The following is a 25203-nucleotide window of genomic DNA, read 5'->3' as shown; positions in this document are numbered from 1 at the left end:
CAGTGAACAAACCCTTGTCCCTGGCGGGATTGGGCGCGCTATTCGCGTCCTGCTTCATCGCCGCCAATGCATTTGCCCAGGCGGGCGCCACGCTCCCCACGTTCCAGAACGCGTCCGTGCACGACCCGTCGGTGCTCAAGGCCGGCGACACGTTCTACGTGTTCGGCTCGCACCTCGCGTCGGCCAAGTCGAAGGACCTCATGAAGTGGACGCAGATGACGGACGGCGTCAGCGCCACCAATCCGCTGTTCCTGAACGGCTCGAAGAATGTCTACACGGAGCTGGCCGAGACTTTCGCATGGGCGAACACGACGACCCTGTGGGCGCCGGACGTGCGCCAGCTCGCGGACGGCAAGTATTACATGTACTACGACGCCTGCCAGGGCGACGCGCCCCGGTCCGCGCTGGGCATCGCCGTCGCGAACAGTCCGGAAGGCCCGTACGTCAACAAGGGCGTGATCCTGAAGTCGGGCATGTGGGGCCAGGCGAGCTACGACGGCACGGTCTACGACGCGCTGAAGCACCCGAATACCGTCGACCCGAACGTCTTCTTCGACAACGCGGGCAAGCTGTGGATGGTCTACGGCTCGTACTCGGGCGGCATCTTCATCATGCAGATGAACCCCGCCACCGGCTTCCCGTATCCGAACCAGGGCTACGGCAAGCGCCTCACGGGCGGCAACCACTCCCGCATCGAAGGCGCGTACATCATGTACAGCCCGGCCACGTCGTACTACTACCTGTTCACGTCGTTCGGCGGCCTCGATGCCAACGGCGGCTACAACATGCGCGTCGCGCGCTCGACCAATCCGGACGGTCCGTACTACGACGCCCAGGGCAATGCGATGGCGAACGTGAAGTCGGATCCGGGCAAGCCGCTGTTCGACGACGCGTCGATCGCGCCCTACGGCGTCAAGATGATGGGTAACTTCCTGTTCGAGCGCAAGCTGGGCGAGGCGGGTACCGGCATCGGCACGGGCTATGTCTCGGCGGGCCACAACTCGGCCTGGTACGACCCGGCGACCGGCAAGCACTTCCTGATCTTCCACACGCGCTTCCCGGAGCGCGGCGAGCAGCACGAGGTGCGCGTGCACCAGATGTTCATGAACGCGGACGGCTGGCCCGTCGTGGCGCCGTACCGCTACGCGAACGAGACGGCGGCGACCGTGCGTCCGGAGTTCGTGTTCGGCGACTACCTGTACGTCAACCACGGCAAGGACATCACGGCGACCATCAAGAAGTCGCAGCTGATCACGCTGAACGCCAACGGCAGCATCACCGGCGCAGTGACCGGCACGTGGCGCAGGATGGGCACCAACCAGGTCGAGATCAACCTGCCGGGCGCGTCGACGTACAAGGGCGTGCTGCTGACGCAGTGGGACGAGACGTCGAAGTCGTATGTGACGACGTTCACCGCGTCGTCGCGCGAAGGCGTCGCCATCTTCGGCAGCCGCCTGATCCCGCGCACCGACATGCAGGTCGCGACCGCCATCTACAATGAGCTGAGCCTCGGCGCCACGACGGCCGTCACGGGTAACCTCGCGTTGCCGACGAGCGCGGCCCGCAATGCCGTCATCAGCTGGACGTCGTCGAACCCGGCGGTGGTCAGCAACACGGGCGTCGTGACGACGCCGGCCAGCGGCGCCGTGAACGTCACGCTGACCGCGCGCATCACGAAGGGCACGGCCACCCTGACGAAGACGTTCACCGTCACCGTGCGCAAGCTGGGCGGCCTGGTCGCGTACTACGCCTTCGACGGCAACCTCGCGGATTCGAACGGCGCCTTCGCGGCCGGCTCGGTCAGCGGCGGCAAGATCGACACGGCGGGCGGCAGCCTGACGTACGGCGCCGGCATGCGCGGCAACGCGGCCGTGTTCGACGGCGCGACCGGCGTGCGCCTGCCGAACGGCCTGATCTCGTCGAACACGTACACCGTCGCGATGTGGCTGAAACCCGCGCAACTGACGGCGTTCACGACGACGTTCTTCGGCGCGCGCACGACGGATTCGTGGGTCAGCTTCCTGCCGATGGGGCATGGCGGCGTGGGCGGCGCGTCGATGCTGTGGTCGGGCGCCGCCTGGTACGACGCGGGACTGGGCATGAACATCCCCGTGAACCAGTGGTCGCACGTGGCGTTCACCGTCAACAACGGCGCTGTCAACGTGTACGTGAACGGCGTCAAGCGCTTCTCCGGCACGAACTTCCCGAACGTGTTCACGACGACGACCGGCACCTTCGCGCTGGGCGTGAATTACTGGGACACGCCGTACAAGGGCGCGATCGACGAACTGCGCATCTATAACGCGGCCCTGAGCGATGCCGAAGTCGCCGGCATCGCACACTGAAAGGGATGGACATGAAGAAGACGATCATCGGCCTGCTGGCCATGGCGACCTGCGCGCTGGCGCATGCGACGGTCATCCATTTCGACGACCTGTCGGGCGACGAGTCGCTGCCCATCGACGCCGGCTACGCGGGCTTCAACTGGGACAACATGGGGACCGTCAGCGCCGCCGCGTATCCGGGCAGCGGCTTCGAGGCGGGCGCCGTGTCGCAGTCGAACGTCGCCTATAACTGGTACGGCAACCCTGCGACGATCACGAAGGCGGACGGCAACGCGTGGGAGTACACGGGCGCGTGGTTCACGTCGGCGTGGGTCGACCAGGAGATCTCGTTCGAAGGCTGGCGCAACGGCCAGCTGCTGTTCGCGTCAAGCGCATTCACGCTGGACACGACGGCGCCGCGCTGGATCCAGCTCGACTGGGCCGGCATCGATACGCTCGTCGTCTACAACAGCAGCCCGACGGCGTGGGCGATGGACGAGTTCACGGTGCCGGAGCCGGGGTCGCTGGCCTTGATGGGCGTGTCGCTGGCCGGGTTGATGACGGCGCGGCGCCGGCGCAAAGCCTGACGTCGTTATTCGAGGTTCTCGTGGTGCTCGGCGACGCCCTGTTTCCAGTACGCCGACACCCGCGTCGCCTCGCGCGGCACGCCCTGTTGGTTCAGCACCTGGCGCACCCGCGCCATCATTGACGCTTCGCCGCCGCCCCACGCGAATCCGCGGCCGGGCGGCAGCGCGAGCGCCTGCAGATCGGCGACGAGCGCCTCCGGCGTATCGAACCAGCGCAGGTCCACGTCGGCCGCACCGGCGAACACGCGCCGGTCGGCCGGCGCCGCGTGCACGAGCACGATCGCCCGGCTCCCACCCGGCAGTTCTTCCAGCCGCCGCGCGATGGCGGGGAGGGCGGTCGCGTCGCCCGTCAACAGGTGCCAGTCGAGTTCCAACGGCACGATCATCGAACCTTTCGGCCCGCCGAGGAGGGCGCGCTGCCCCACCACCGCGTTGCGTGCCCAGTCGGACGCCTTGCCGTCGCCGTGCAGCGCGAACTCGATCGTGAGTTCCAGGGCTTCGCGGCTGAAGCGCCGTGGGGTATAGTCGCGCCTCACCTGCTCTCCCTCCGCGTCCGGGAACATGAACTTGACGTGGTCGTCGAACGACAAGGACGTGAAATCGGCCAGCGCGTCGCCCGTGAAGGTGATGGCGGCGAAGCCGCCGCCCAGGCGTTCGATGCGCGCCACGGTAAGGTCGCGCAGCTTGAGTTCGTGGCGTACGCGGCGTACGAAGTGATCCGCAGTCTGCATCGTTGCTCCAATTAGTTGATAATGTCACCTACCTGCCCATTATGCGAAATATAGTTGATGAAGTCAACCAAAATCCCCCATCGCCCGCGCTCGAGGTGCTGGAACGTGTCCACGCGATCATGCACCTGTACCGTTCGGCCCAGCAGCGCAGCCTGCGTGCCGGGCCGCACGACCTGGCGCACATGGAGATCAAGGTACTGGGTTTCTTCGCGCGCCGGCCCGGTGCGTCGCAGAGCGACCTCGCCGCGCATTCGGGACGCGACAAGGCCCAGCTGGCGCGCCTGATCCGCGGCCTGCGCGACCGCGGGCTGCTCGACGCGATCGCGGACGAGACGGACAAGCGCAGCACGCGGCTGTCGCTGTCGGAGGCGGGCAAGGCGATGTTCGCGGCGCTGCACCGCCATGACGGCGCGCTGGCCGAGACGGCGCTGGAGGGGATTGCGGAGGCGGACCGCGCGACCCTGCTCGACTTGCTGGAGCGGGTGCGCGCGAACCTGGAGGCGGGGCAGGCTTAAGCCGGGATGTCGGACAGCAGCACTTCGCGCCGTTCCGCCGCGCTGAGGCGGCCGGCATCCAGCAGGCGCATGACGGTCAGCGCCTGGCGCGCCGGCACGGGATTCGGCGCCTTGCCGAGCAGCGCGTCGCGGATGCCGGCGTAGTACGACGGGTAGGCGCCGTTTTCGGTCGGCAGCGGCGCCGGCGTCACCTTGCCGTCGCGCTGGACGGCCAGCACGCCGGTTTCCCCGTCGACGCCCCACGCGGCCGCATCGCCGCTGGGCATGCGGCCCGCGATCAGGTCCGCTTCCTGCGGGTCGAGGCTCTGCTTGACCCAGCTCCCGTTCAATCCATGCAGCGCCACGCGCGGGCGCGCCACGGCGGCCAGCATGCTGGCGCCGAGGTCCACGCGCAGGCCGTCCGCATAGCGCAGGCGCGCCTGGAACTGGTCTTCGCAGCGGCCGCCGGGACGCAGGACCGGCAGGTCGGCCTCGATGGCGAGCGGCTCGCCGAAATACAGCAGGGCTTCGTCGATCAGGTGCGGGCCCAGGTCCATCCAGATGCCGCCGCCGGCCTCCACCTCTTCCTTCCAGCGCGCCTGCGGTTGCGGGCGGAAGCGGTCGAAGTGCATCGCGGCGTGGCGGACCTGTCCCAGGATGCCGTCGGCCAGCAGGCGCAGCGCGGTGCGCGTCGTGCTGTCCCAGCGGCGGTTGTGATAGACGCTCAGCAGCAAACCCTTGTCCTCGGCCAGGCGCACGAGTTCCGCGGCCTGCGCGGCGGTATCCGTGAAGGGCTTGTCGACGACGACGTGCTTGCCGGCTTCCAGCGCGGCCTTCGCCAGCGGATAGTGCGTCACGTTCGGGCTGGCCAGCACGACGAGGGCGACGTCCGGATCGGCGAGGAGGGCGGCCGGCTCGGCATGGACGGCGACGTCGCCGAGGTCGGCGCGTACCTTGTCCGGATTGCGGCTGGAGACGGCGCCGATGGCGAGGCCCGGGGTCGTGCGCAGCAGCGGCGCGTGGAAGACCTGGCCGGCGAAGCCATAGCCGATGAGTCCAACATTGATCGTGTCAGCGGTCATTCTATTCCTTGTGATGGTGCGGTCAGTGCGACAGCGCGAGTCCGGCCGGACGGGTGGCCGTAGCGCGGCCGGTCCCGCGCTCGATGCGCAGCACGTCGAGCGGACGCGTGACGCGGTAGCGCGCGAGCGCGGCGGCGCCCACGGCGACGGCCTGGGCGCCGAAGTGCGAGGTGCGGATGTCGGGCGGCGACAGCATGGCGGCGTGCGCGTACGCGGCCAGCACGTGCCGCGCGGGTTCGATGAAGGTGTCGCCCAGTTGCAGCGCGGGGCCGCCGATGACGATCGCCATCGGGTCGAAGCCGGCCCACAGGTTGTTCAGCAGGATACCGAGCTGGCGGCCGGCCGCGTCCACGGCGGCGCAGGTCGCCGGGTCGCCGTCGGCCACGCGCCGGAACAGGTTTTCCAGCGCCGGATGGCTGGGACGTTCGCGGCCCAGCAGCGAGCCGAGGCCGATCAGCGCGTCGGCGCAGCCGCGCCGGCCGCACTGGCACAGCGGGCCGCCGGCCTGCAGGATCGCGTGGCCCACTTCGCCGGCATAGCCGTGCAGGCCCGTCAGCAGGCGGTCGTTGACGATCACGCCGGCGCCCACGCCATACCCGATCGACAGGTAGATCAGCGGATCGGTGCCCGACTGGTCGGCGAATTCGAATTCGCCCAGCGCCGCCACGTTCGCCTCGTTCTGCATGTACAGCGGCAGCCCGTCCAGCGGCGAGCCGGCGACGTGCGTCTGCACGATGCCGGCCACGTCGATGTCGCGCCAGCCCAGGTGCGGCGCGTGGCGCAGCAGGCCCAGGGCCTCGTCGACGGCGCCGTGCAGGCCGATGCCCACACCGAGCACGCGCCGCGGCTTGCCGTGGCCGGCAGGGCGGGCGAGCCGCTTCGCCAGTTTCACGAGCGCGAGCGCAACGAGACGGATGCAGGAGGCGGGATCGGCCGGGTCTTCGTACGTGAGGATGCGCGTGTCGAGCACTTCACCCAGCAGGTTCGTCGCGACGACGCGGGCCTCGTCCACGCCCAGGTCGGCGCCCAGCAGGGCGAGCCGCGACGGGTCCAGGTGCAGGGGCGTGGCGCGCCGGCCCACTTCGCCCGTCACGAGCAGTTCGCTTTCCGTGAGCCAGCCTTCGTCGACCAGTTCACGCACGAGGAGGCTGATCGTGGATTTCGTCAAACCCAGCACGTCGGCCAGCGCCGCGCGCGACAGTCCCGGCTGGATGCTGACCTGGCGAACCAGTGCCATGCGGTTCAGTTGCTTGAGGAGTTGCTGGTCACCGGTAACGGGCATGGGTGGGAAAAATCAAGTGGGTTGTGATGATTATGCAACAGATTGGAAAATTTTGTTGGTCATGCATTATGCATAATCATAACCCCCGCGCTGTCGGCTGGTGAAAAGTATAACGGGATGGGCTTTGTAGCGGTTCCGAACGAAGTGATTGATTTATTTATGAAATCGATTTCTTGGATAAAAACGGGACACGGTCATACGTACGTTACGTAATACATCATTCTCACGAATAACCACGGTCCAAACCGGTGCGCGGACGCCTCCGAAGCGTGCAAACTTTGGTTCGACCGATTGACCAATGGAAGTAATGTTCTTAATCTTAAACAAATGATGTCCGCTATCAGTGACCAAAGAGTCAATCCATGAAGCGGATACGCCAGGAGTAGTACCACCACCACGGACGTCGCCGCCCGGCGGGCGCGGCGTTTTTTTCGAGAGACGAGAGGAGACACAGTGCTGCACACCAAGAGGGTCTTTACCCACCACCTGAACACCAGGCACCGCCTGATCAGCCTCGCCGTTGCGAGCGCCTGCGCCGCCCTGGTCGCACCGGCATTCGCACAGGACGCGAGCAATGGTGCTTCCAATGGCATCGCATCGCCCAACGACCCGGCCGTCACCGCGCCGGTGCAGGGCGTCGCGACGAACACAGTCGTCGTGAAGGGTATCCGCGCCAGCATGCAGTCCACGCTGAACCTGAAGCGTAACTCCGATGGTATCGTCGACGGCATCGTCGCCGACGACATCGGCAAATTCCCCGACACCAACCTCGCCGAATCGCTGCAGCGCATTTCCGGCGTGTCCATCGACCGTTCGCGCGGCGAGGGCGCCAACGTCACCGTGCGCGGCGTCGGCCCCGACCTGAACGTCGTGCTGCTGAACGGCCGCCAGATGCCGACCGCCAGCCTGGCCGACCAGGCCGGCCGCGCATTCGACTTTTCGAACCTCGCTTCGGAAGCCGTGTCGCAGATCCAGGTGTACAAGAGCGCACGCGCCGACACGCCCCCGGGCGGCATCGGCGCCACGCTGAACATCATGACCGGCCGTCCGCTCGACCTGGGCAACCAGGCCAGCATCGGCGTCAAGGCCGTGTACGACAAGTCGAACAACAACCTGCCGTCCATCGACGCCGGCAAGAAGGTCACGCCGGAAGTCTCGGGCCTGTACAGCACCACGTGGAACGACGGCATGTTCGGCCTCGCCGTCACCGGCAGCTACCAGTCGCGCAACCTGGGCGTGAACCAGGCGGCCATCACCAACGGCTGGCTCGGCCCGTACAAGGGCAACACCGTCAGCGACGACCCGGGTCCGATCCCCGCGAACGGCGCCGGCGTGACGAATCCGCCGAAGGCGTCCGACATCTACCTGACGCCGCAGAACCTGTCGTACTTCGTGCGCGGCTCGCAGCGCCAGCGTACCAACGGCCAGCTGACGTTCCAGTTCCGCCCGGTCAAGGAACTGACGACCACGCTGGACTACACGTACGCGCAGAACAAGATCCAGACCAAGTACCACGAACTGTCGGTCTGGTTCAATCACCCGCTGAACGCCCAGACCAGCAGCTGGACCAACGGTCCGCTCGCGTCGCCGATCTATTATGAAGAGCAGGTGAAGAACCAGGATCTGGCGATGAACGGCGGTAACTTCGCCACCAAGTCGACCCTGGACTCGATCGGCTTCAACACGCAGTGGCGCGCCTCGCCGGCCCTGCGCCTGTCGCTGGACATGCACCACTCGCAGGCCAAGGCCGAGAAGGACAGCCCGTTCGGTTCGAACAACGACCTCGCGACCGTCACCTTCAGCCGCAACACGACCGGCGTCGACTTCTCGCAGGAGATGCCGATCCTCGTCATCCCGGGCGGCGCCAACTACCAGGCTTCGCCGAACCAGGTGTCCGGTTCGTGGTTCCAGGATGGCCTGAACAAGATGAAGATCGACCAGATCCAGGCCGGCGGCAGCCTGAAGCTGTTCCAATCGTCGAACCTGAACTTCGGCCTGTCGCACACGAAGGTCAACAACCACTCCGTGTTCCAGCAGGTGCAGCGCGACACGTGGGCGGGCGGTACGTCGAACAACGCGGGCGTCGACTATGACCAGAGCCTGTGGCATGCCGACTCCATCAGCCAGTACTTCAGCAAGCTGGGTGGTTCGGGCGATCCGCGCATGTACAACCAGTTCATGCTGTTCGACTTCGCCAAGGTGCGTGACAACGCGATCAAGGTCACGGGCGACCAGGCCGGCTACACCCCGAGCCTCGCGAACCCGAGTTTCGACCGCACCACGATCGAGAAGACCAAGGCGTTGTACATGCAGTTCAACACCGACTGGGATACCGCGCTGCCGATGCACACCGGTATCGGCTTCCGCTACGAGAAGACCGACGTCGCCTCGACCGGCCTCGCCAAGCTGCCGGTCGGCGTGCGCTGGATCTCGCAGAACGAACTGCCGGTGGACTTCGGCAGCCAGGTCTTCCAGACCCAGCACGGCAACTACAGCAACTTCCTGCCGACCGTGGACTGGGACATGGACCTGCGTTCCGACCTGAAGGTGCGCGCGAGCTACGGCGTGTCGATCGGCCGTCCGCGCTACGACCAGATCCAGGGCGGTACCACGTACAGCTCGACGGCGGGCGTGACGGGCGTGACGGGCAGCAGCGGCAACCCGGCGCTGACGCCGGTGAAGTCGAAGAACCTGGACCTGTCGGCCGAGTGGTACTACACGAAGCAGAGCATGGTGTCGCTGGGCCTGTTCCACAAGGACCTGTCCGACTACGCAGGCCAGACCGTCGTCACGTCGCCGTCGCCGACGGCGCTGACGCCGGTGGGCGGCGCCTACTGGAAGTCCGCGATCGCGTCGGGCTGCGTGGCGACCGACACGACGTGCATGCGCGACTATATCCTGAAGAACTTCAACGGCCAGCCGGGCGTGACGTCGACGGGCATCAACGGGGAAGGGCACTACACCGGCACGATCACCGGCGTGCAGGGCGACCCGGCGCTGCCGTACCAGATCACGACGTACATCAACCAGAAGAAGGCTTCGCTGAAGGGTGCGGAAGTCAACTGGCAGCACATGTTCAGCAACGGCCTCGGCTTCCAGGCGAACTACACGTACGTGAAGTCGGACCTCAAGTACGACAACCTGGGCACGGGGAACCAGTTCGCGCTGGTCGGCCTGTCGAACTCCGCCAACCTGGTCGGTATCTACGAGGACGACAAGTGGTCGGTGCGCCTGGCCTACAACTGGCGCGGCGAGTTCCTGGCGAACGTGGCCGACAACGGCAAGCCGAACCCGCAATACGTCGAGCCGTACGGCCAGACCGACCTGTCGATCGGCTACAACGTCAACAAGAACCTGTCCGTGTCGCTCGAGGCGATCAACCTGACCGACTCGACCCAGCGCACGCACGGCCGCAGCGACCAGCAGGTGCTGCAGGTCACGACCGGCGGCCCGCGCTACATGCTGGGCGCGCGCTACAAGTTCTGATGAAGTGCTGACGGCGCGGCACTGCCGCGTCGCCTGATCGAAGGGCCGTCCCAAGGGGCGGCCCTTTTTTGTCGCTCGAAATCGGGGTCAGCGAAATCGGGGTCAGAGCACATTTCGGATCAATATCTCGGCATGTAATAACGGAACCACGAGATGTGCCCTCTTGCCGGCATGTGGTGCCGTCGCCCCCCGTCGGCGCCGCGGATATGTTCGTGCAAGACCTTGCTCCAAAAAGGGCTCTGACCCTGAATTTGCGCCGAAATGTGCTCTGACCCCGAATTGTTGGATGGTAGCGTATAGCAACGTATTATTTTCCTTCCTTCGGCGTTTTTAGCGATTGCGTATGTGACCGCTAACAGCGACAATAACAGTTCAACTATAACGCGCACGCCGCCGCTCCCGGCAGGTAATGTGCCGAGGAGACGTCCGAAACCGTCCGCCGCGCGCGGGCCACGGGTCATACGGCCCGTAATGACAGCCTCTCCGGCCCATCGCCGCCACTTGCGAACGCGTCGCCCGATTCACCCCCTGCGATAGAGGACTGGATGAGACTTACCCTGCACCGCACGCTGATTGCGCTAACATCGGCGCTCGCCATCGTACCCGCGGCCTTCGCCGCTCCGCTGACCACCCTGGACCGCAACGGTGCCTGGGTGTCGGTGGAAGCGTATGGCCCGAACATCGTCCACGTGACGATCGCCGTCGACAAGGACGAAGTCCTCAAGGGTCCGGGCTACGGCATCCTGAAGAAGAACGCGGACAACGGCGCGTTCCGCCACGCCGCGGGCCAGGACGGCGACACGTTCACCTCCAATGGCATGACCGTGCACGTGAACGCGGCGCCGCCGGCGCGCACGCCGAGCCAGCCGGAGAAATACTTCGCGCCGTCGCTGGCGCCGGTGGGCCTGCAGGTCAAGAACGCCAAGGGCGAGCAGATCCTCGAGATGCAGGGCTGGGAGATGTCGCCGCAGACCGTCAACGGCGAGAAGACCTACCAGGTCGGCGCGTCGTTTGCCGCCGCCCGCGACGAGCATTACTACGGCATGGGCCAGAACCAGGAATCGACGGGTCCCCTGGACCTGCGCGGCCGCACGCTCGAGTGCAAGCACTGGTACGACGCGCCGACCGGCGAATCCGTCTGCGTGCCGTTCATGGTGTCGTCGAAGGGCTACGGCATCGTGTGGGACAACCCGTCGGTCACGCGCTTCAACGCGGGCATCCACGGGCGCACGAGCTTCCAGTCGAACGTGGGCGAGCGCGTGTCGTTCTTCGTCATCACCGGCAAGACCAGCGACGAGATCTACTCGGGCTACGCGCGCCTGACCGGCAAGACGCCGATCCCGCCGAAGGCCGCGTTCGGCCTGATCCAGTCGAAGGCGCGCTACGACAGCCAGCAGGAAGTGCTGCGCGTCGCGAACACCTATCGCCAGAAAAAATATCCGCTCGACGTGATGGTCGTCGACTGGTTCTACTGGACCCGCATGGGCCAGATGGACATCAACCCGGCCGAGTTCCCGGACCCGGACGGCATGAACAAGCAGCTGCACGACATGGGCATGCAGTCGATCGTCTCGATCTGGCCGCGCTATGAAACGGCGGGCCGCTACTTCAACGAGCTGGATGCGAAGGGCTATCTGCTGAAGGACAAGGACGGCAAGACCGTCGACGGCCTGCCGTTCCGTTCGGACCGCACCGGTGGCCTGATCGACGCGACCAATCCGAAAGCGCGCCAGTGGTTCTGGGAGAAATCGCGCGACAACATCCTGTCGCACGGCTTCGACTACCCGTGGCTGGACGAGACCGAACCGGACCTCGTCCCGGACGGCTACTTCTACTCGATCGGCTCGGGCGACCGTTACCACAACCTGTTCCCGCTGCTGCACGTGGAAGGCTTCGCCGACAATATGCGCACGTGGAAGCCGAACAAGCGCGTGCTGATCCTGTCGCGCGCCGCCTACCACGGCTCGCAGCGCACGGGCGCGCTGTTCTGGTCCTCGGACGTGAACGCGACGTGGGAAGCGCTGCAGCGCCAGATCCCGACGGGCCTGAACATGACGGCGTCCGGCATCGCGCTGTGGGGTAACGACATCGGCGGCTGGCAGGCGATTCCGGGCAAGAGCGACGGCACCAAGCCGCCGCTGCTCGATCCGTCGGATGCGCGCGACGTCGTCGGCCAGAACGACGACTATCCGGAGCTGCTGACCCGCTGGTTCCAGTACGGTACGTTCCTGCCCACGCTGCGCCTGCACGGCCAGCACAAGCACACGGACATCTGGTCCTTCGGCAAGCAGGCGGAAACCATCCTGGCCCGCTACGATACGCTGCGCTACCAGCTGATCCCGTACATCTACAGCCAGGCCAAATTCACGCACGACACGGGCGCACCGTTCATGCGCGCCCTGTGGATGGACTTCCCGAACGACCCGAACGTCGCCAACATCGGCACGCAATACATGTTCGGCCCGGCGTTCCTGGTGGCGCCGGTGACGGAGCAGGGCCAGACGGAGAAGAACGTCTACCTGCCGGCCGGCACCGACTGGTACAACTTCTGGACCGACGAGAAGCTCGCCGGCGGCCAGTGGGTCAAGGTCGCCGCACCGATCTCGCAGATCCCGGTGTTCGTGAAGGCCGGTTCGATCGTCCCGTTCGGCACCGAGATCCAGTCGACCGCGACGAAGCAAGGCATCGCTTCGGTCAAGGTCTACCCGGGCCGCGACGCGTCCTTCGACCTGTATGACGACGACGGCGTGTCGTACGACTACGAGAAGGGCAAGGGCACGACGACCCGTCTGCAGTGGAACGACGGTGCCGGCAAGCTCGAGGCCCGTGGCGGCGATGCGAACCTGGCGAAGAACCTGCCGTCGCTCATGAAAGTCGTCGGCAAGTAATCGCCATACCCATGGTGGGCACGTTTCATTCGAGGCCCTTGGCCTCGAATGCCCACCCTACGGCCGCGTCGGATGCGTAGGGTGGGCTCCCCGAGCCCGCCAATTCCCTGTTACCCGGTCCAGCGACCAATTCCCACCTCCCTTCGCCACCAGCGGCGACAGCAGCGCCGCCCAGCTCAAATGCGTCGGCCACGCATCCGGATACACGAAGATCTCGATCACGGCCGTCATCCCCAGCAACCCCAGCGCCGCGCCCCGCGTGCACAGTCCCAGCACGAGCAGCAGCGGGAACACGTGTTCGGCCGCCGCCGCCATCTGCGCCGCCAGTTCGGGCGGAACCAGCGGCAGCGCATACTCGGACCGGAACAGTTCGTAGGTCGAGTCCTTGATCGTGAAGAGGCCCTGCACCTTCGTGCGGCCGGACAGGAAGAAGATTGCGGCGACGGCGACGCGGTCGAGCAGCAGCAGGGCGGCGTCGGGCAGCAGGCGGGCAGTATTCAGCATGGTGGTTCCTTTCATGATTGACGGATGCCGCTCGCGCGCGTGAGCAGCTCGTTGCCGATCCAGTCGGCGAGCAGCGCGCCGGCCCTGGCGATGCCGTCGTCCGCGCCGAGGCGGTCGACGAGCCGCGTGCACAGCGCGCCGAAGCTCCCTTCGGCGCGGGCGAACTGCAGCGCTTCGAAATCCGCAGCCGCGAGCACGCGCAGGCGCGCGACGTGGCCGCGGCGCCAGACGATCGCGCCTGCGGGCGCGGGCAGCATCGCCGCCTCGGGCGCCTCGATGCCGTCCTGCAGCGCGGACCAGATGTCGGCCGCGTTGGTCGTCAGCCGCGCCATGTGCAGCGATGGCGCGAAGCCCAGGCGCGCGCGGTCCCAGTCGGCGTGCGCGAGGCGGGCCGGATCCAGCGGCGCGGCGTCGCGCGCGACGAAAGCCGTCGCCAGAGACCACTCGATCCACGCCAGTTCGTGCAGGTCCGGATTGTCCGGGAAGACGGTGCGCAGCGTCGCCTCGACACCGGCGCCGTAGGCATCCAGCGTCCACGCGCGCGGCGGGTTGCGCTGGATGTGCACGGCCGCCGCGTGGCGGAACGCGGCGTCGCCGATGAACGAGCGGAGAATCGGATAGGTCGCTTCCAGGCAGCCCATCAGCTGGACGCGGTAGTTGTTCTGGTAGACGTCGAGGCCGCGCCGATCGGCGGCCAGGCGGTGTGCGCTGGCCATGTCGGCCGTCGTCAGCCAGCGGCGGAAGTCGCGCTGCATCATGTTCAAATTCATGCCGCCTCCCTGAGCCCGAGGCGCCGCGCGAGCGCCAGTTCGGCCAGCAGCTCGGACAGCGGCGGGATGTCGGCATCGCGCTCGATCATCGTCGCGACGGGGCCGCAGCGCGCGACGGCGTGCGCGTAGAGGGCCCACACGCCATCGGGCACAGGCTGGTCGTGCGTGTCGATCAGCAGCCCGTCGCCCTGGCTGTGGCCCGCGAGGTGGACCTGGCGCACGTGCTGCGCGGGGATGCCGTCGAGATAAGCGAACGGATCGAAACCGTGATTCGCGGCGCTGACGTACACATTGTTCACGTCCAGCAGCAGGCCGCAACCCGTGCGCTCGCACATGCGCGCGAGGAACTCCCATTCCGTCATGGGCGTGCCGGCAAAGGCGAGATAACTGGACGGATTCTCGAACAGCAGCGCGCGGCCCAGCGCGTCCTGGGCGCGGGCGATGTTCGTGCAGACGACGTCGAGGGCTTCGTCCGTGTACGGCAGCGGCAGCAGGTCGTGCGAGTTGAAGCGGCCGATGCGCGACCACGCGAGGTGATCCGACACATACAGGGGATCGACCGCGGCGACGAGCGCCTTCAGGCGCACGAGGTAGTCGCGGCGCAGGCCGTCGGCGGAACCGATCGACATCGACACGCCGTGCAGCGCCACCGGATGCCGTTCGCGCACGCGGCGCAGGATGTCGAGCGGCTGGCCGCCGGCCACCATGAAGTTTTCGGAGATGACTTCGACGAAGTCGACGGGGACGTGCGTCTCGAGGAAGTCGCGGTAGTGTTCGCGCCGCAGGCCGAGGCCGTAGCCGGCGAACGTCGGTGGGGAGGGATGGGCTGGCATGGCTCGCTCATTGTCGAAAGTGATACGTCGCCCCCGCCTGCGCGGGGGCGACGTCGTGCTGTCATTCCTTCTCGGTCAGCGTGCCGCCGAGCGCCTTGCATTCCGTCGGCGTCTTGACGATCACGCCCTGGCCCTTGCACTGGTTCAGGCCCTTGCAATCGTTCTTCGCCGTGGCGCACAGGCTTTCGCCCTTGCAGCCGTTGACGCCGTAGCAGCGGCCCGGCTGTTCCTTGCCGTTGTCCGCTGCGTGCGACGGATTGGCGATGCCGAGAGTGGCGATGGCGAGGAGGGCCGCGGCGCCGGCCAGGCCGACGCGGTTCGTACGTTGTGCTTTCATGGTGTTCTCCTTGTGGTGTGGGTAAATCAAAGGGTGTCGCGGGCGGCCCGTTCGATGACCTGGGCCACGTCCTCGGGACGCGACATGTGGACGGCGTGGCTGCCCCGGATCTCGACGATCTGCGCCCTGGCGCGGCGGTACATCATGCGTTGCGTGTGCGGTGCGAGGATGCGGTCTTCCGTCGCGACGACGGCGTAGCTGGGCTTCGCGTGCCACACCGCCGCGGAACTGGGCGTGCCGAGGAACGCGAGGCCGACGGGCGTCTGCGACGCAGCCAGGAAGTTGGCGCGGTTGGGCGTCAGGTCGGCCGCGAAGTCGTCGTGGAAGCGTGCGCGGTCGGCCCAGTGGTAGCCGGCGAAATCGGCCTCGATCGGCGCCGGCATGCCGTCCGGGCCGCGCAGCAGCTGCAGGGGACTTTCGCCCACTTCGGGCGCCAGCGCCGCAACGTACACGAGGGCCTTCACCTTCGCGCCGCCGCCGGCGTTGCCGATCACGGCGCCGCCGATCCCGTTGCCGACGAGGACCACGTTGCCGAACTGCTGGAACAGCACGCGGCGGGCAAGGGCGACGTCGCCCTCGAACGTCGCGTGCGCGGCCGGCACGACGGTCACGTGGTAACCCTTCTGGCTCAGGATGTCGTGGACGACGTGCCAGCCGGAGGCATCGATGAACTCGCCGGGCACGATCACGATGTTCTTCGTGGCTGCGGCAGCCGGATTGGCGGCCAGCGCGGGCAGGGCGAACGCACCGGCGGCAATGGCGGCAACGAGCGTTTTCATGGTCGCGTTCATCGCTTACTTGCGCGGCGTGAGGGAGCCGTAGCCCTGCGGCGTCTTGATCCTCGTGCACGTGCCTTTCTCGACGAGCATCCAGGCGTCGCCCTGGTAATCCTTCTTCGCCGTGCCGGCGCACGAGGTGCCGGCGCCGGCCGCGCATTCGTTCTGGCCGGCCAGCGCCACGCCATAGCATTTCTCGGTCGGCTTCTTCGCTTCGGCGGCCTGGGCGCCGGCGCACAGGGTCAGGGCCAGCGTGGCGGCCAGCGCGGTGTGGGTCGTATTCATCGGTCTCTCCTTCGGTTATTCGACGCGGCGCGTCGGTGAACGTCATGAGACCAGTCCGGTGTGTCGGGGGATTGTCCGTTGCATGTCCGGAAACCCCGGCAATGTGTCGACGGGGAATTACGACACATTCGGACACAAACCCGATGATGCATGCAGCTCGAATAAGGTCAGACATCCTATGTGTTGTTATCGCATAACACCCCTAACACGATTTTTATGGTAGCGGATAGCAAATCTCAGAGGGAGCGCCCTCGTCTATGAAGAGAGGGATATGAATTCGAGTATCGATAGCGAAAAAAAATTTATTGGTTCGATGATATTTACTCAAGTATGGTAGTTACATGTCAGACGTCGTACTTGAACAACAAGCTTTTCGAGGTTTTTTCATCGATAGTCCGGCGCAGTTCCTGCCGTGGCCAAAAATGTTAGCGTTTAACATTTTGTGTTAGGGCGAGCGCAAAAAAAATACCGAACAAGGAGAACCGTTACCGGAAAATGAACGCAGCACCGACCATCTCACTGCAACACCAAAAAGGCCACAAGGCCGCTAGAGAAGAAGAGAGAGGAGACAAATGATGCACCACTGGAACAGCGCCGCTCGGCGCAAGGCGCCGTATTGCCGCAACGCGTTTGCACTGACCGTCCTGGCCGGCCTCGTGTCCAGCGCCTGGGCGCAGGACAACACCGAACTGAAGGCACAGGGCAGCGCCCCGACCGTTACCGTGACGGGCTACCGCAGCTCGCTGGCATTGTCCGCGCTGGAGAAGCGCGAGAACAACGGCCTCACCGACACCGTGTTCTCCGAGGACATGGGCAAATTCCCCGACCCGAACATCGCCGACGCGCTGTCGCGCGTGCCGGGCGTCACCGTGACCCGCGCGTCGATCGATGGCGAAGGCATGAACATCTCGATCCGCGGCATGGGTCCGGCGTTCACCCGCGTGCTGCTGAACGGCGCCCCGATGGCGTCCGCTTCGGCCGGCAGCTGGGGCGGCAACATCAGCGCCAACCGCGAAGTGGACATGGACTTCCTGCCGTCCGAACTGTTCCGCAGCGCGACCGTGTACAAGAGCCAGCAGGCGGACATCAGCGAAGGCGGCGTGGCCGGTACCGTCAACATGCGCAGCGTGCGCCCGTTCGACAAGAACGGCTTCCGTTCGGCCTTCACGGCCAGCGGCAACTACCGCGACAAGGACGGCAAGTGGGGCAACACGGGCTCGGCCCTCGTCAGCAACACGTGGAACACGCGCTTCGGCAAGGTCGGCGCGCTGTTCGGCTTCGCCTGGGGTAACACGAAATACCATACCGACGTGTTCCAGACCGTCGACATGCGCACGTTCCGCCTGAATGCGGACCAGCGCAACGCCTCCGACCCGGCCTCGATCGGCGGCGACTACTTCAACAGCCCGACCACCGTCCCCAGCGGCATGGACCTGTCGTCCCTGCCGGCGTACGCGCAGGCCGTGCTGAAGCCGGGCGCGCCGATCGACCGCGCGATGCTGCTGGCGCTGAACCCGGGCGCGACGATCCAGCAGATCGACAACGGCCTGATGGGCCGCCTGCCGCGCTACCTGGTGTACGACGGCGAGCGCCGCCGCCGCGGCGAGACGCTGAGCTTCCAGTGGCAGCCGAACGAGGACTGGATGGTCTACACGGACCTGATCTTCGCCCAGAAGGGCAACAAGATGCAGCAGGAAGACATGGCTGCCGGCATGCGCGCGAACACCCCGATCCCGATCGGCCTGACGTTCGACCGCAGCGACTGCTCGGCCTACTGCACGATCACGGGCGGCACGCTGGCGAATACCTTCTGGGGCCTGGAATTCCGCCCGATGAAGGAGAACACGCACTTCCGCAGCATCAATCCGGGCTTCGAGTGGCACGCGTCCGACCGCCTGACCATCGACGGCCACGTCAACTACACGGACAGCGAGTTCTACCGCGACATGCCGACCGTGCTGGTGGCGACGCAGTCGGCGCCGACCGTCGTCAAGTACGACAACACGACGCCCGGACAGATTCCGGTCATGTCCAGCAACATCGACATCAACGATCCGACCAAGTTCGGCTGGTACCAGCCGGGCCAGGGCCTGTCCGGCCTGCGCGGCGACATCTACCAGCGCCGCAACACGACCAAGGGCTCGCGCCTGAACCTGAACTGGGGCGACGACACGTTCGCGATCAAGGTGGGCGGCTCGTTCGACGACATCACGCGCCGCTACACGGACTACGGCAACGCCGACGCGTGGATGAACTACACCTGCGGCAACCAGACCAGCTACCAGTTCATCCAGCCGGACCGGGCGCTGCAAGGCCAGTGCGACGGCCGCTTCGCGCCCGGCCCGATCCCGGCCGGCACCTACCCCGGCTACGGCACGGGCTACACGCAGGGCCAGACGGCGCCGCTGACCTACCTGGGCTCCGCCGTCACGAACGGCGACCTGGCGAAGTATGTCCACAAGAGCGATCACGGCTTCATCACGATCGACTGGGACAAGTTTGCCCAGGACACCAACTACCAGCACTACCGTAACCTGTTCTTCGCCGCGCCGACGACCAACGGCGGCTACCTGCGCGAGAAGGTGTCGGCGTTCTACCTCTCGACCAATGGCCGCTTCCCCGTGTTCGGCCGCACGCTGCGCTACAACGCCGGCGTGCGCTACGCGACGACGGAGCAGACGATCGGCGCCCCGGTCAACACGCCCGACCCGCGCAACGCCGCCCAGGGCCTGCAACAGGGCGGCCGCTACCCGGACATGCAGACCTGGGTGTACGAATCGACGAAGTACCACAACATCCTGCCTTCGTTCAACCTGTCGTACAACCTGACGAAGAATGTGATCGCGCGCCTGTCCGGCTCCAAGTCGCTCACCCGCGCCAACCCGGCCGACCTGCACCAGACCCAGCTCTCGATCGGCGACCAGGGCGTGAACCAGGGTAACGTGACGAACCCGAACCTGAAGCCGTTCAAGGCCAACAACCTGGACGCGGGCGTGGAATGGTATTTCAGCCGCGAAGGCTATGTCGCGCTGTCCGGCTTCGCCAAGGACATCGTGAGCCGCCCGGGCCAGCGCCAGATCGACTACACGTTGTCCGACCTGGACAAGATCTACGGCACGGTGGGCCTGACGGACGCGCAGCAGGCGGCCGTGGACGCCGCCGGCGGTCGCGACAAGAAGCACGTGATCATCACCGAGCCGTACATGATCGACTCCAAGCTGAAGGTACGCGGCCTGGAATTCACGTGGCAGCAGCCGCTGGACATGCTGCCGGTGAAAGGCTTCGGCTTCACGGGCAACTTCACGTACACGAAGCAGAAGGATGAAGCCGCGGGCGCACCGCCGGTGGCCGGCGTCCCGCCGCGCACCAATAACCTGACCGTGTATTACGAGAAGGACGGCCTGAACCTGCGCGTGTCGCGCCAGTACCAGTCCAGCCTGATCAGCAACACGAACACGGGTCTGGGCAATGGCGTGTATGCGTATTCGACGGGGCGCTCGCAGGTCGACATGTCGGCCGGCATGAACCTGCAGAAGGTGTTCGGCTTCGGCTACAACGCGGACCTGACGGTCAGCGTCTGGAACCTGAACAACGCGAAGAGCCAGAACTACACGGCGTTCTCCAACGCGATCTTCGACGAGAACAAGCCGGGCCGCAGCTACACCATGTCCCTGCGCACCTCGTTCTGATCACTTAGTTGCGTCTCCCCGGGCCGTTTTGCTGGCGGTCCGGTATTCATGGAGCGGTCGTGTTTCCGGCCGCTCCTTTTTTTTGTCGCCGTTTGCGGCCCGCGGCCGGCGCGCCCGTCAGGCCGCGCGAGCGTCGCCGTCGGGCGTCGAGTAGACCGGGAAGTCCGTATATCCGGCTTCGCCACGGCGCGTGTAATAGACCGAGGGGGCCGCTTCGACCAGTGGCCAGCCGTGCAGCAGCCGTTCGGCCAGGTCGGGGTTCGCGATATAAGGCCGGCCGAAGGCGATCAGGTCGACGAGGCCGGTGTCGAGAGCACGCTGCGTCCTGTCGCGGCCGTTGAAGCCGCCACACCAGATAATCGCACCGCTGAACTTCGTTCGCACTTCTGCAAGCACGGCGTGATCGATGTGGCTGGCCTTGAACTCGGCGGTTTCCATATTCCCTTCGGGCATCAGCTCGTACACGAGATGCAGATAGGCGACGCCGCGTCGCCCCAGCTGCTCGGCAACATGGATCAGGGTTTCCAACGCAAGAGGGTCCGTCGGCATGGCGTTGAATGTTCCGAACGGGGACAGGCGCACGCCGACGCGTCCGGGGCCAAGCTCCCGTACCGCCGCCTCGACGACCTCCATCAGGAAACGGGTACGGTTGGCCGCGCTTCCGCCACCATAGCGATCCGTACGGGTATTCAGTACCGAATTCATGAACTGATCGAACAGGTACCCGTTCGCACCATGGATTTCGACGCCATCGAAGCCGGCGTCGCGGGCATGGGCGCATGCCTGGGCGAAGGTCGTCACCAGTTCCGCGATTTCATGGGTATGAAGCGACGGTCAAGTGCCGCGGACCCCCAGGGCGTCGAGTACCAGCTCACCCCGCTCGGCGCGAGCCTGAAGCCCGTCCTGGAATCGCTCATCGATTGGGGGACGTTTCACGCCACCGAGCTCGACGAAGCGGACAGGCTGCTGCCCTGCGCCGCCGTCGTGCGCCATCGCGCTGCCTGAAAGCCGTTCGCGACCGGAATGCGCCGCTTGCGCGCGGCGTTTAGCGCTGGATGGACGACCAGGTGAACCGCACCCCGTCGCTCCCATCCGGCACCGGCCCCGGACTGTCCGCCCGCACCGCATGCGTGACCGGATCGACCCGCACGAACCGGTTCGTCACCAGCGACATCAGCACCAGTTCCCCGGTCGGCGTCTCGATCCACTGGAAGCTCTCCGCCTTGCCGGGCGACCCTTTGCGCACACCCACGTTACCCTTCGCGTCGACGCTGACCCAGGCCGCGCCGGACTGCAGGGCGACACGTCCGAGACCCATGTCCTTCACCCGATACGGCGCCACCTTGCGGCCGGTCTTGAACTCCGCGAGCTGGATGTGCTGCCCGAACGGGATCGCGCGCATCAGGCCGTGCGGATTCGGCTGGTAGACGTCGATGCTGTCGAAATCCGCGTGCCCGCCCGTCTTCCCTGACTGGTTGTAGTTGAAGAGGGCATAGCGCACGCCCTGGAAGGTCTTCAGCTGGAACACCATCGTGAACGGCTCGCCGATGGGCGCGAAGTCCTTGCCGTCGACGGACCAGGAAAAGCGCGCCTGCTCGGTGAGGAAGTCGCAATCCGCGCGCAGCTGGACGCGCGTGGCGCCGGCCGGGAGCGGCACGCGCACGGTGCGGTTGGTGATCTGGTCGTACAGTGCCGCTTGCAGGCCGGTCGCCGTCTTTTCCACACCCAGCGTCGCATACGGCAGGTTCAGCAGGGCGAGGCCGGCGACGTCGCCGGCAGCCAGTCCGGACGCGTCCAGCGTCACCGTCGGCGACGAGCGCGGGCCGATGGCGCGCTGGGTCAGGCTGTTGCGGGCCTGCCAGAACGACGTCGCCGGCAGCGCGTGCAGGCGCAGGAAGCCGGGGCGCTCCGTCAGCGACCACTGGCCGTCGACCGGCACGTGGTTCCACTGCCAGAGCGGCTGCAAGGTCGTGCCCGAAAAATCGTCGCTGCGCGCAAACGGTACCGCGATCGGGGAGGGCGCGGCCGTCTTCGGCTTGACCCACGTGCGCGGATTGCGGCCCAGGTTGCCCGGCAGGCCGAAGTACGGCCAGCCATCTTTCCACGTGATCGGGGAAAGACTGAGCAGGCGGCCGACCGAATTAAAATCCATCATCGAGAAGCCCCACCATTCGCCGGCCGGCGTCAGCACGATGCCGCCCTGGTGCAGCGAGTTGCTGTTGCGGGCCGACGGGTCCGGCGGCTCGATCGCGGGCGGGGTATTGTTGTCCTTCAGGCGGTAGCCCTTGGCCATGCCGAAGTCCTCGTCCTTGCTGATGGCCTGGTTCACTTCATACGGACCGTCGACCTTGTCCGCGCGCGCGGCGGGCATGCGGAAGCCGCCCGCGTAGTTGGCGGAGAGGATGTAGTACTTGCCCTGGATCTTGTAGAGGTGCGCGCCTTCGCCCATGCCGGCGTCCTGCGCGAACAGCACTTTCTCGGTGCCGGGCACGATGTCGGTCAGGTCGTCCGTCAGCTGCGCGATGTGCATGCGCTGGTGGTCCCACACGACCCACGCCTTGCCGTCGTCGTCGAACAGGACGGACAGGTCGTGCAGGCTGCGCTTCATCTCGCGGTGCGTCCAGGGGCCGCGCGGATCGGTGGCGGAGAAGATCTGCGTGGCGCGGCCGTTCACGTTGCTGAAGATATAGAACGTGCCGTTCCGGTAGCGCAGGCTCGGGGCCCAGATGCCCTGGCCATAGATGCTCTTGCCGTCCTCCAGGCGGTAGGCCGGGCCGAAGTCCAGCTTGTCGACGGCATAGCTGAGGAATTCCCAATTCACGAGATCGCGCGAGCGCAGGACCGGCAGGCCGGGCATCGCGTGCATCGTCGTGCCGGTAAGGTAGAACCAGTCGCCCACGCGGATCATGTCGGGGTCGGAGAACTCGTCGTAGAACAGCGGGTTCGTGAACGTGCCGTTGCCGTTGTCCGGCGTCCAGGTGGACGTCGACAGGCCGGTGGCGGGACGCGGTTCTTCCTGCGCGCGTGCGCCCATGCAGGCGATGGCGGCGCAGAGGGCGAGGACCGTCGCGGCAAGGCGCGGCGGGCGGGGGCGGTGTACGGTCATGTGCGGTCCGGTGGATTCAGGGCATCCGGCAATGTAGGGCATGCATGGTAGCGATGTCAAAGCCGCGGTCCCGCGCCGCCGCTGGCAGCGCCCGCGTAGGCACGCCGGCCAAGTCATTGTTATTGCAGGGGTTTCGTAAGGATCGCGAGACAATTGCAACTAACCGACGAATGCGATACCGAACCCGATATCGGTCGCCAGGAAAAAATCATCGCAGGACGCAGGCGTCGCGGGCCCTTGACACCGTTTTCACGCGCAGTAAGATCGCACGATTCACTCAGCCGTACGTACGATGACATCCACGCCCGCCGCACCGCTCGTCCTGTTCGTCGCCTTCCCGGGCATGGGTCTGCTCGACCTGACCGGGCCGCAGACCGTGTTCTGGTGCGCCGCCAAGCGGATGGCGGAGCGGGGCCTCGTGCCGTACGAGCGGCACACGGTCAGCGCGGACGGCGGCCTCGTGGTGACGGCGGAAGGCGTCGCGCTCGACACGCTGCCGGCCGCGCAGTTCGCCGGGCGCGCGATCGACACGATCCTCGTGCCCGGTGCGCCGGGGATCTCGGCCGTGCTCGCGGACGTGGGCACGACGGTCGACTGGATCGCCGGCGCCGCCCCGCACGCGCGCCGCGTCACATCCGTGTGCACAGGCGCGTTCCTGCTCGCGCAGGGTGGGCTGCTGGACGGCCGGCGCGTGGCGACGCACTGGAACATGGCGGACGTGCTGGAACAACGCTTCCCCGCGCTCGAAGTCGACCGCGAAGCGATCTTCGTGCGCCAGGATCCCGTGTGGACGTCGGCCGGCGTCACGGCCGGCATCGACCTCGCGCTGGCCCTCGTCGAAGAAGACTGCGGGCGCGCGCTCGCGATGGACGTCGCGCGCGAACTGGTCGTGTTCATGAAGCGTGCCGGCGGCCAGGCGCAGGAGAGCGAACTGCTGCGCGCCCAGGTGCGCGACGACGCGGCGTTCGATGCACTGCACGGCTGGATCCTCGACAACCTGCACGACGCCGGTCTCACCGTGGAACGCCTGGCCGCGCGGGCCCATATGAGCGCCCGCAACTTCGCCCGCGTCTACAAGCAGAAGACCGGCCGCCCGCCGGCGAAGGCGGTGGAACTGTTCCGCATCGGCGCGGCGAAGCGCATGCTGGAACAGTCGGAAGCGAATCTCGCCCAGGTCGCCCGCCAGTGCGGCTTTGGCGACGAGGATCGCATGTGCACCGCGTTCCGGCGCAACCTGGGCGAGACGCCGTCGGCCTACCGCAAGCGGCTCGCCGGCGCCTGAGCCTGCAGCCAGTTGCCGATGCGGCTGGCGCCGAGGCGCGCGGCACCCTGCGGCACCAGCGTGTCCTCCTTGAGCTCCGCGCCGAAATAGCGTGCGTGGACGTCGGCGCGCACCGTGCGCGTGTCGCCCTTGACCGCGAGGTAGTCGCGCACGAGGTCGGACAGGCGGAAACGGTCCGGCCCCGCGATCTCGACGATGCCGTTCACGGGCGCACCGAGGACCACGTCCGCCAGCGCCGCCGCCACGTCGTCCGAGGCGATGGGCTGGATGTACGCGGGCGACAGGGCGATCGTGTCGTCCTGGCCGGCCGATGCAGCGATCCCGCTGAGGAATTCGAAGAACTGCGTCGAGTGCACGATGGTGTAAGGCAGGCCTGATGCGCGAATGAGCTCTTCCTGCGCGATCTTGGCGCGGAAGTAACCGCTCTCCGCGAGGCGCTGCGTGCCGACGACGGACAGGGCCACGTGGTGCCGCACGCCCGCCCGGCGTGCGGCGGCCAGCAGGTTGCGGCCCGAGGTCGTGAAGAAGTCGAGGACGGCGTCGTCCGCGAACGACGGCGAGTTCGCCACGTCCACGACGACGTCGCAGCCTTCCAGCGCCGCGTCCAGGCCTTCGCCCGTCAGCGTGTTCACGCCCGAGTTGGGAGATGCGGCCAGCGCTTCGTGGCCGCGCGCACGCAGCAGGGTCACGAGCTTGCTGCCGATGAGGCCCGTGCCGCCGATGACGACGATGTTCATGGATGTCTCC

Annotated in this window: 20 protein-coding genes; 8 read left to right on the top strand and 12 right to left on the bottom strand. The window is 66.5% G+C overall.

Annotation, left to right across the window (positions count from 1 at the left end; translation table 11 throughout):
- The first annotated feature begins 2 nt into the window (after positions 1-2).
- Both QPK29_RS04120 and QPK29_RS04115 read left to right on the top strand, forming a co-directional pair.
- Complete coding sequence (locus tag QPK29_RS04120) at positions 3-2345, top strand: family 43 glycosylhydrolase (protein ID WP_371769535.1); 2343 nt, start codon at positions 3-5, stop codon at positions 2343-2345.
- Between the two features lie 11 nt (positions 2346-2356).
- Positions 2357-2911 carry a PEP-CTERM sorting domain-containing protein gene (locus tag QPK29_RS04115; RefSeq protein WP_162252937.1) on the top strand — a complete coding sequence of 185 codons (555 nt, stop codon included), beginning with the start codon at positions 2357-2359 and terminating at the stop codon, positions 2909-2911.
- A 5-nt stretch (positions 2912-2916) separates the two neighbouring features.
- On the opposite strand, the gene QPK29_RS04110 is transcribed toward QPK29_RS04115, so the two are convergent.
- Positions 2917-3642 (bottom strand): siderophore-interacting protein, encoded by a 726-nt coding sequence (locus QPK29_RS04110; RefSeq protein WP_371769536.1) that lies wholly within the window; start codon positions 3640-3642, stop codon positions 2917-2919.
- Between the two features lie 41 nt (positions 3643-3683).
- Between QPK29_RS04110 and QPK29_RS04105 the strand changes: the two genes are divergently transcribed.
- Complete coding sequence (locus tag QPK29_RS04105; protein WP_400189725.1) at positions 3684-4157, top strand: MarR family winged helix-turn-helix transcriptional regulator; 474 nt, start codon at positions 3684-3686, stop codon at positions 4155-4157.
- Here QPK29_RS04105 and QPK29_RS04100 read toward each other — a convergent pair.
- Together QPK29_RS04100 and QPK29_RS04095 are read right to left on the bottom strand one after the other, a co-directional pair.
- Entirely contained in the window at positions 4154-5218 is a 1065-nt protein-coding gene (locus QPK29_RS04100) for an oxidoreductase (protein WP_371769538.1), read from the bottom strand. The two genes, QPK29_RS04105 and QPK29_RS04100, sit on opposite strands and share 4 nt — an antisense overlap.
- Before the next feature lie 22 nt (positions 5219-5240).
- On the bottom strand, positions 5241-6500 hold the full coding sequence (locus QPK29_RS04095; RefSeq protein WP_371769539.1) for an ROK family protein: 1260 nt from the start codon (positions 6498-6500) through the stop codon (positions 5241-5243).
- Between the two features lie 453 nt (positions 6501-6953).
- Here QPK29_RS04095 and QPK29_RS04090 point away from each other — a divergent pair, with 453 nt between their 5' ends.
- Positions 6954-9986 (top strand): TonB-dependent receptor, encoded by a 3033-nt coding sequence (locus tag QPK29_RS04090; RefSeq protein ID WP_371769540.1) that lies wholly within the window; start codon positions 6954-6956, stop codon positions 9984-9986.
- A gap of 545 nt (positions 9987-10531) precedes the next feature.
- Positions 10532-12874 carry a glycoside hydrolase family 31 protein gene (locus tag QPK29_RS04085; RefSeq protein ID WP_371769541.1) on the top strand — a complete coding sequence of 781 codons (2343 nt, stop codon included), beginning with the start codon at positions 10532-10534 and terminating at the stop codon, positions 12872-12874.
- Positions 12875-12931: 57 nt separating this feature from the next.
- Here the strand turns inward: QPK29_RS04085 and QPK29_RS04080 are convergent, their stop codons facing one another.
- The 6 genes from QPK29_RS04080 to QPK29_RS04055 form a co-directional block, all read right to left on the bottom strand.
- On the bottom strand, positions 12932-13378 hold the full coding sequence (locus tag QPK29_RS04080; protein WP_371769542.1) for a DoxX family protein: 447 nt from the start codon (positions 13376-13378) through the stop codon (positions 12932-12934).
- A gap of 11 nt (positions 13379-13389) precedes the next feature.
- Positions 13390-14148, bottom strand: a complete 759-nt coding sequence (locus tag QPK29_RS04075; RefSeq protein ID WP_371769543.1) for an HvfC/BufC family peptide modification chaperone — start codon at positions 14146-14148, stop codon at positions 13390-13392.
- Complete coding sequence (gene bufB / locus QPK29_RS04070) at positions 14145-14981, bottom strand: MNIO family bufferin maturase (RefSeq protein ID WP_371769544.1); 837 nt, start codon at positions 14979-14981, stop codon at positions 14145-14147. Before bufB ends, QPK29_RS04075 begins: the two co-directional genes overlap by 4 nt.
- Before the next feature lie 61 nt (positions 14982-15042).
- Positions 15043-15318 carry a BufA2 family periplasmic bufferin-type metallophore gene (gene bufA2, locus QPK29_RS04065; RefSeq protein ID WP_056128887.1) on the bottom strand — a complete coding sequence of 92 codons (276 nt, stop codon included), beginning with the start codon at positions 15316-15318 and terminating at the stop codon, positions 15043-15045.
- 26 nt (positions 15319-15344) lie between these two features.
- Complete coding sequence (locus QPK29_RS04060) at positions 15345-16097, bottom strand: alpha/beta hydrolase (protein WP_371769545.1); 753 nt, start codon at positions 16095-16097, stop codon at positions 15345-15347.
- Positions 16098-16112: 15 nt separating this feature from the next.
- Positions 16113-16379 carry a BufA1 family periplasmic bufferin-type metallophore gene (locus QPK29_RS04055; protein WP_371769546.1) on the bottom strand — a complete coding sequence of 89 codons (267 nt, stop codon included), beginning with the start codon at positions 16377-16379 and terminating at the stop codon, positions 16113-16115.
- 572 nt (positions 16380-16951) lie between these two features.
- On the opposite strand from QPK29_RS04055, the gene QPK29_RS04050 reads away from it, so the two are divergent.
- Entirely contained in the window at positions 16952-20068 is a 3117-nt protein-coding gene (locus QPK29_RS04050) for a TonB-dependent receptor (protein ID WP_371769547.1), read from the top strand.
- 117 nt (positions 20069-20185) lie between these two features.
- Here the strand turns inward: QPK29_RS04050 and QPK29_RS04045 are convergent, their stop codons facing one another.
- Entirely contained in the window at positions 20186-20869 is a 684-nt protein-coding gene (locus tag QPK29_RS04045) for an oxidoreductase (protein WP_371769548.1), read from the bottom strand.
- On the opposite strand from QPK29_RS04045, the gene QPK29_RS04040 reads away from it, so the two are divergent.
- Entirely contained in the window at positions 20804-21073 is a 270-nt protein-coding gene (locus tag QPK29_RS04040; RefSeq protein WP_371769549.1) for a winged helix-turn-helix transcriptional regulator, read from the top strand. The genes QPK29_RS04045 and QPK29_RS04040 overlap by 66 nt on opposite strands.
- A gap of 40 nt (positions 21074-21113) precedes the next feature.
- On the opposite strand, the gene QPK29_RS04035 is transcribed toward QPK29_RS04040, so the two are convergent.
- A complete protein-coding gene (locus QPK29_RS04035) occupies positions 21114-23174 on the bottom strand; it encodes a family 43 glycosylhydrolase (RefSeq protein WP_371769550.1) in 2061 nt (686 codons plus the stop codon).
- A 292-nt stretch (positions 23175-23466) separates the two neighbouring features.
- Here QPK29_RS04035 and QPK29_RS04030 point away from each other — a divergent pair, with 292 nt between their 5' ends.
- The gene (locus tag QPK29_RS04030) at positions 23467-24456 is read left to right on the top strand and encodes a GlxA family transcriptional regulator (protein ID WP_371769551.1); all 990 of its coding nucleotides are present in this window, start codon (positions 23467-23469) and stop codon (positions 24454-24456) included.
- On the opposite strand, the gene QPK29_RS04025 is transcribed toward QPK29_RS04030, so the two are convergent.
- Positions 24429-25193 (bottom strand): SDR family oxidoreductase, encoded by a 765-nt coding sequence (locus tag QPK29_RS04025; protein WP_056128913.1) that lies wholly within the window; start codon positions 25191-25193, stop codon positions 24429-24431. The genes QPK29_RS04030 and QPK29_RS04025 overlap by 28 nt on opposite strands.
- Positions 25194-25203: the final 10 nt, after the last annotated feature.

Source organism: Massilia orientalis (genome assembly GCF_030411975.2).
Lineage (GTDB): Bacteria > Pseudomonadota > Gammaproteobacteria > Burkholderiales > Burkholderiaceae_D > Telluria > Telluria orientalis.
The sequence above is the reverse complement of the archived record's forward strand: the minus strand, read 5'-3'. Positions and strand labels throughout refer to the sequence as shown.

Excerpts from the sequence above, each read along its gene's own strand:
- QPK29_RS04105 (WP_400189725.1), top strand. The coding sequence starts at position 3,684 with ATGCGAAATATAGTTGATGAAGTCAACCAAAATCCCCCATCGCCCGCG.
- QPK29_RS04075 (WP_371769543.1), bottom strand. The coding sequence starts at position 14,148 with ATGAATTTGAACATGATGCAGCGCGACTTCCGCCGCTGGCTGACGACG.
- QPK29_RS04115 (WP_162252937.1), top strand. The coding sequence starts at position 2,357 with ATGAAGAAGACGATCATCGGCCTGCTGGCCATGGCGACCTGCGCGCTG.
- QPK29_RS04025 (WP_056128913.1), bottom strand. The coding sequence starts at position 25,193 with ATGAACATCGTCGTCATCGGCGGCACGGGCCTCATCGGCAGCAAGCTC.
- QPK29_RS04060 (WP_371769545.1), bottom strand. The coding sequence starts at position 16,097 with ATGAAAACGCTCGTTGCCGCCATTGCCGCCGGTGCGTTCGCCCTGCCC.
- QPK29_RS04040 (WP_371769549.1), top strand. The coding sequence starts at position 20,804 with ATGGATTTCGACGCCATCGAAGCCGGCGTCGCGGGCATGGGCGCATGC.
- QPK29_RS04110 (WP_371769536.1), bottom strand. The coding sequence starts at position 3,642 with ATGCAGACTGCGGATCACTTCGTACGCCGCGTACGCCACGAACTCAAG.
- QPK29_RS04055 (WP_371769546.1), bottom strand. The coding sequence starts at position 16,379 with ATGAATACGACCCACACCGCGCTGGCCGCCACGCTGGCCCTGACCCTG.
- QPK29_RS04085 (WP_371769541.1), top strand. The coding sequence starts at position 10,532 with ATGAGACTTACCCTGCACCGCACGCTGATTGCGCTAACATCGGCGCTC.
- QPK29_RS04080 (WP_371769542.1), bottom strand. The coding sequence starts at position 13,378 with ATGCTGAATACTGCCCGCCTGCTGCCCGACGCCGCCCTGCTGCTGCTC.
- bufB (WP_371769544.1), bottom strand. The coding sequence starts at position 14,981 with ATGCCAGCCCATCCCTCCCCACCGACGTTCGCCGGCTACGGCCTCGGC.
- QPK29_RS04030 (WP_371769551.1), top strand. The coding sequence starts at position 23,467 with ATGACATCCACGCCCGCCGCACCGCTCGTCCTGTTCGTCGCCTTCCCG.
- QPK29_RS04100 (WP_371769538.1), bottom strand. The coding sequence starts at position 5,218 with ATGACCGCTGACACGATCAATGTTGGACTCATCGGCTATGGCTTCGCC.
- QPK29_RS04095 (WP_371769539.1), bottom strand. The coding sequence starts at position 6,500 with ATGCCCGTTACCGGTGACCAGCAACTCCTCAAGCAACTGAACCGCATG.
- QPK29_RS04050 (WP_371769547.1), top strand. The coding sequence starts at position 16,952 with ATGATGCACCACTGGAACAGCGCCGCTCGGCGCAAGGCGCCGTATTGC.
- bufA2 (WP_056128887.1), bottom strand. The coding sequence starts at position 15,318 with ATGAAAGCACAACGTACGAACCGCGTCGGCCTGGCCGGCGCCGCGGCC.
- QPK29_RS04035 (WP_371769550.1), bottom strand. The coding sequence starts at position 23,174 with ATGACCGTACACCGCCCCCGCCCGCCGCGCCTTGCCGCGACGGTCCTC.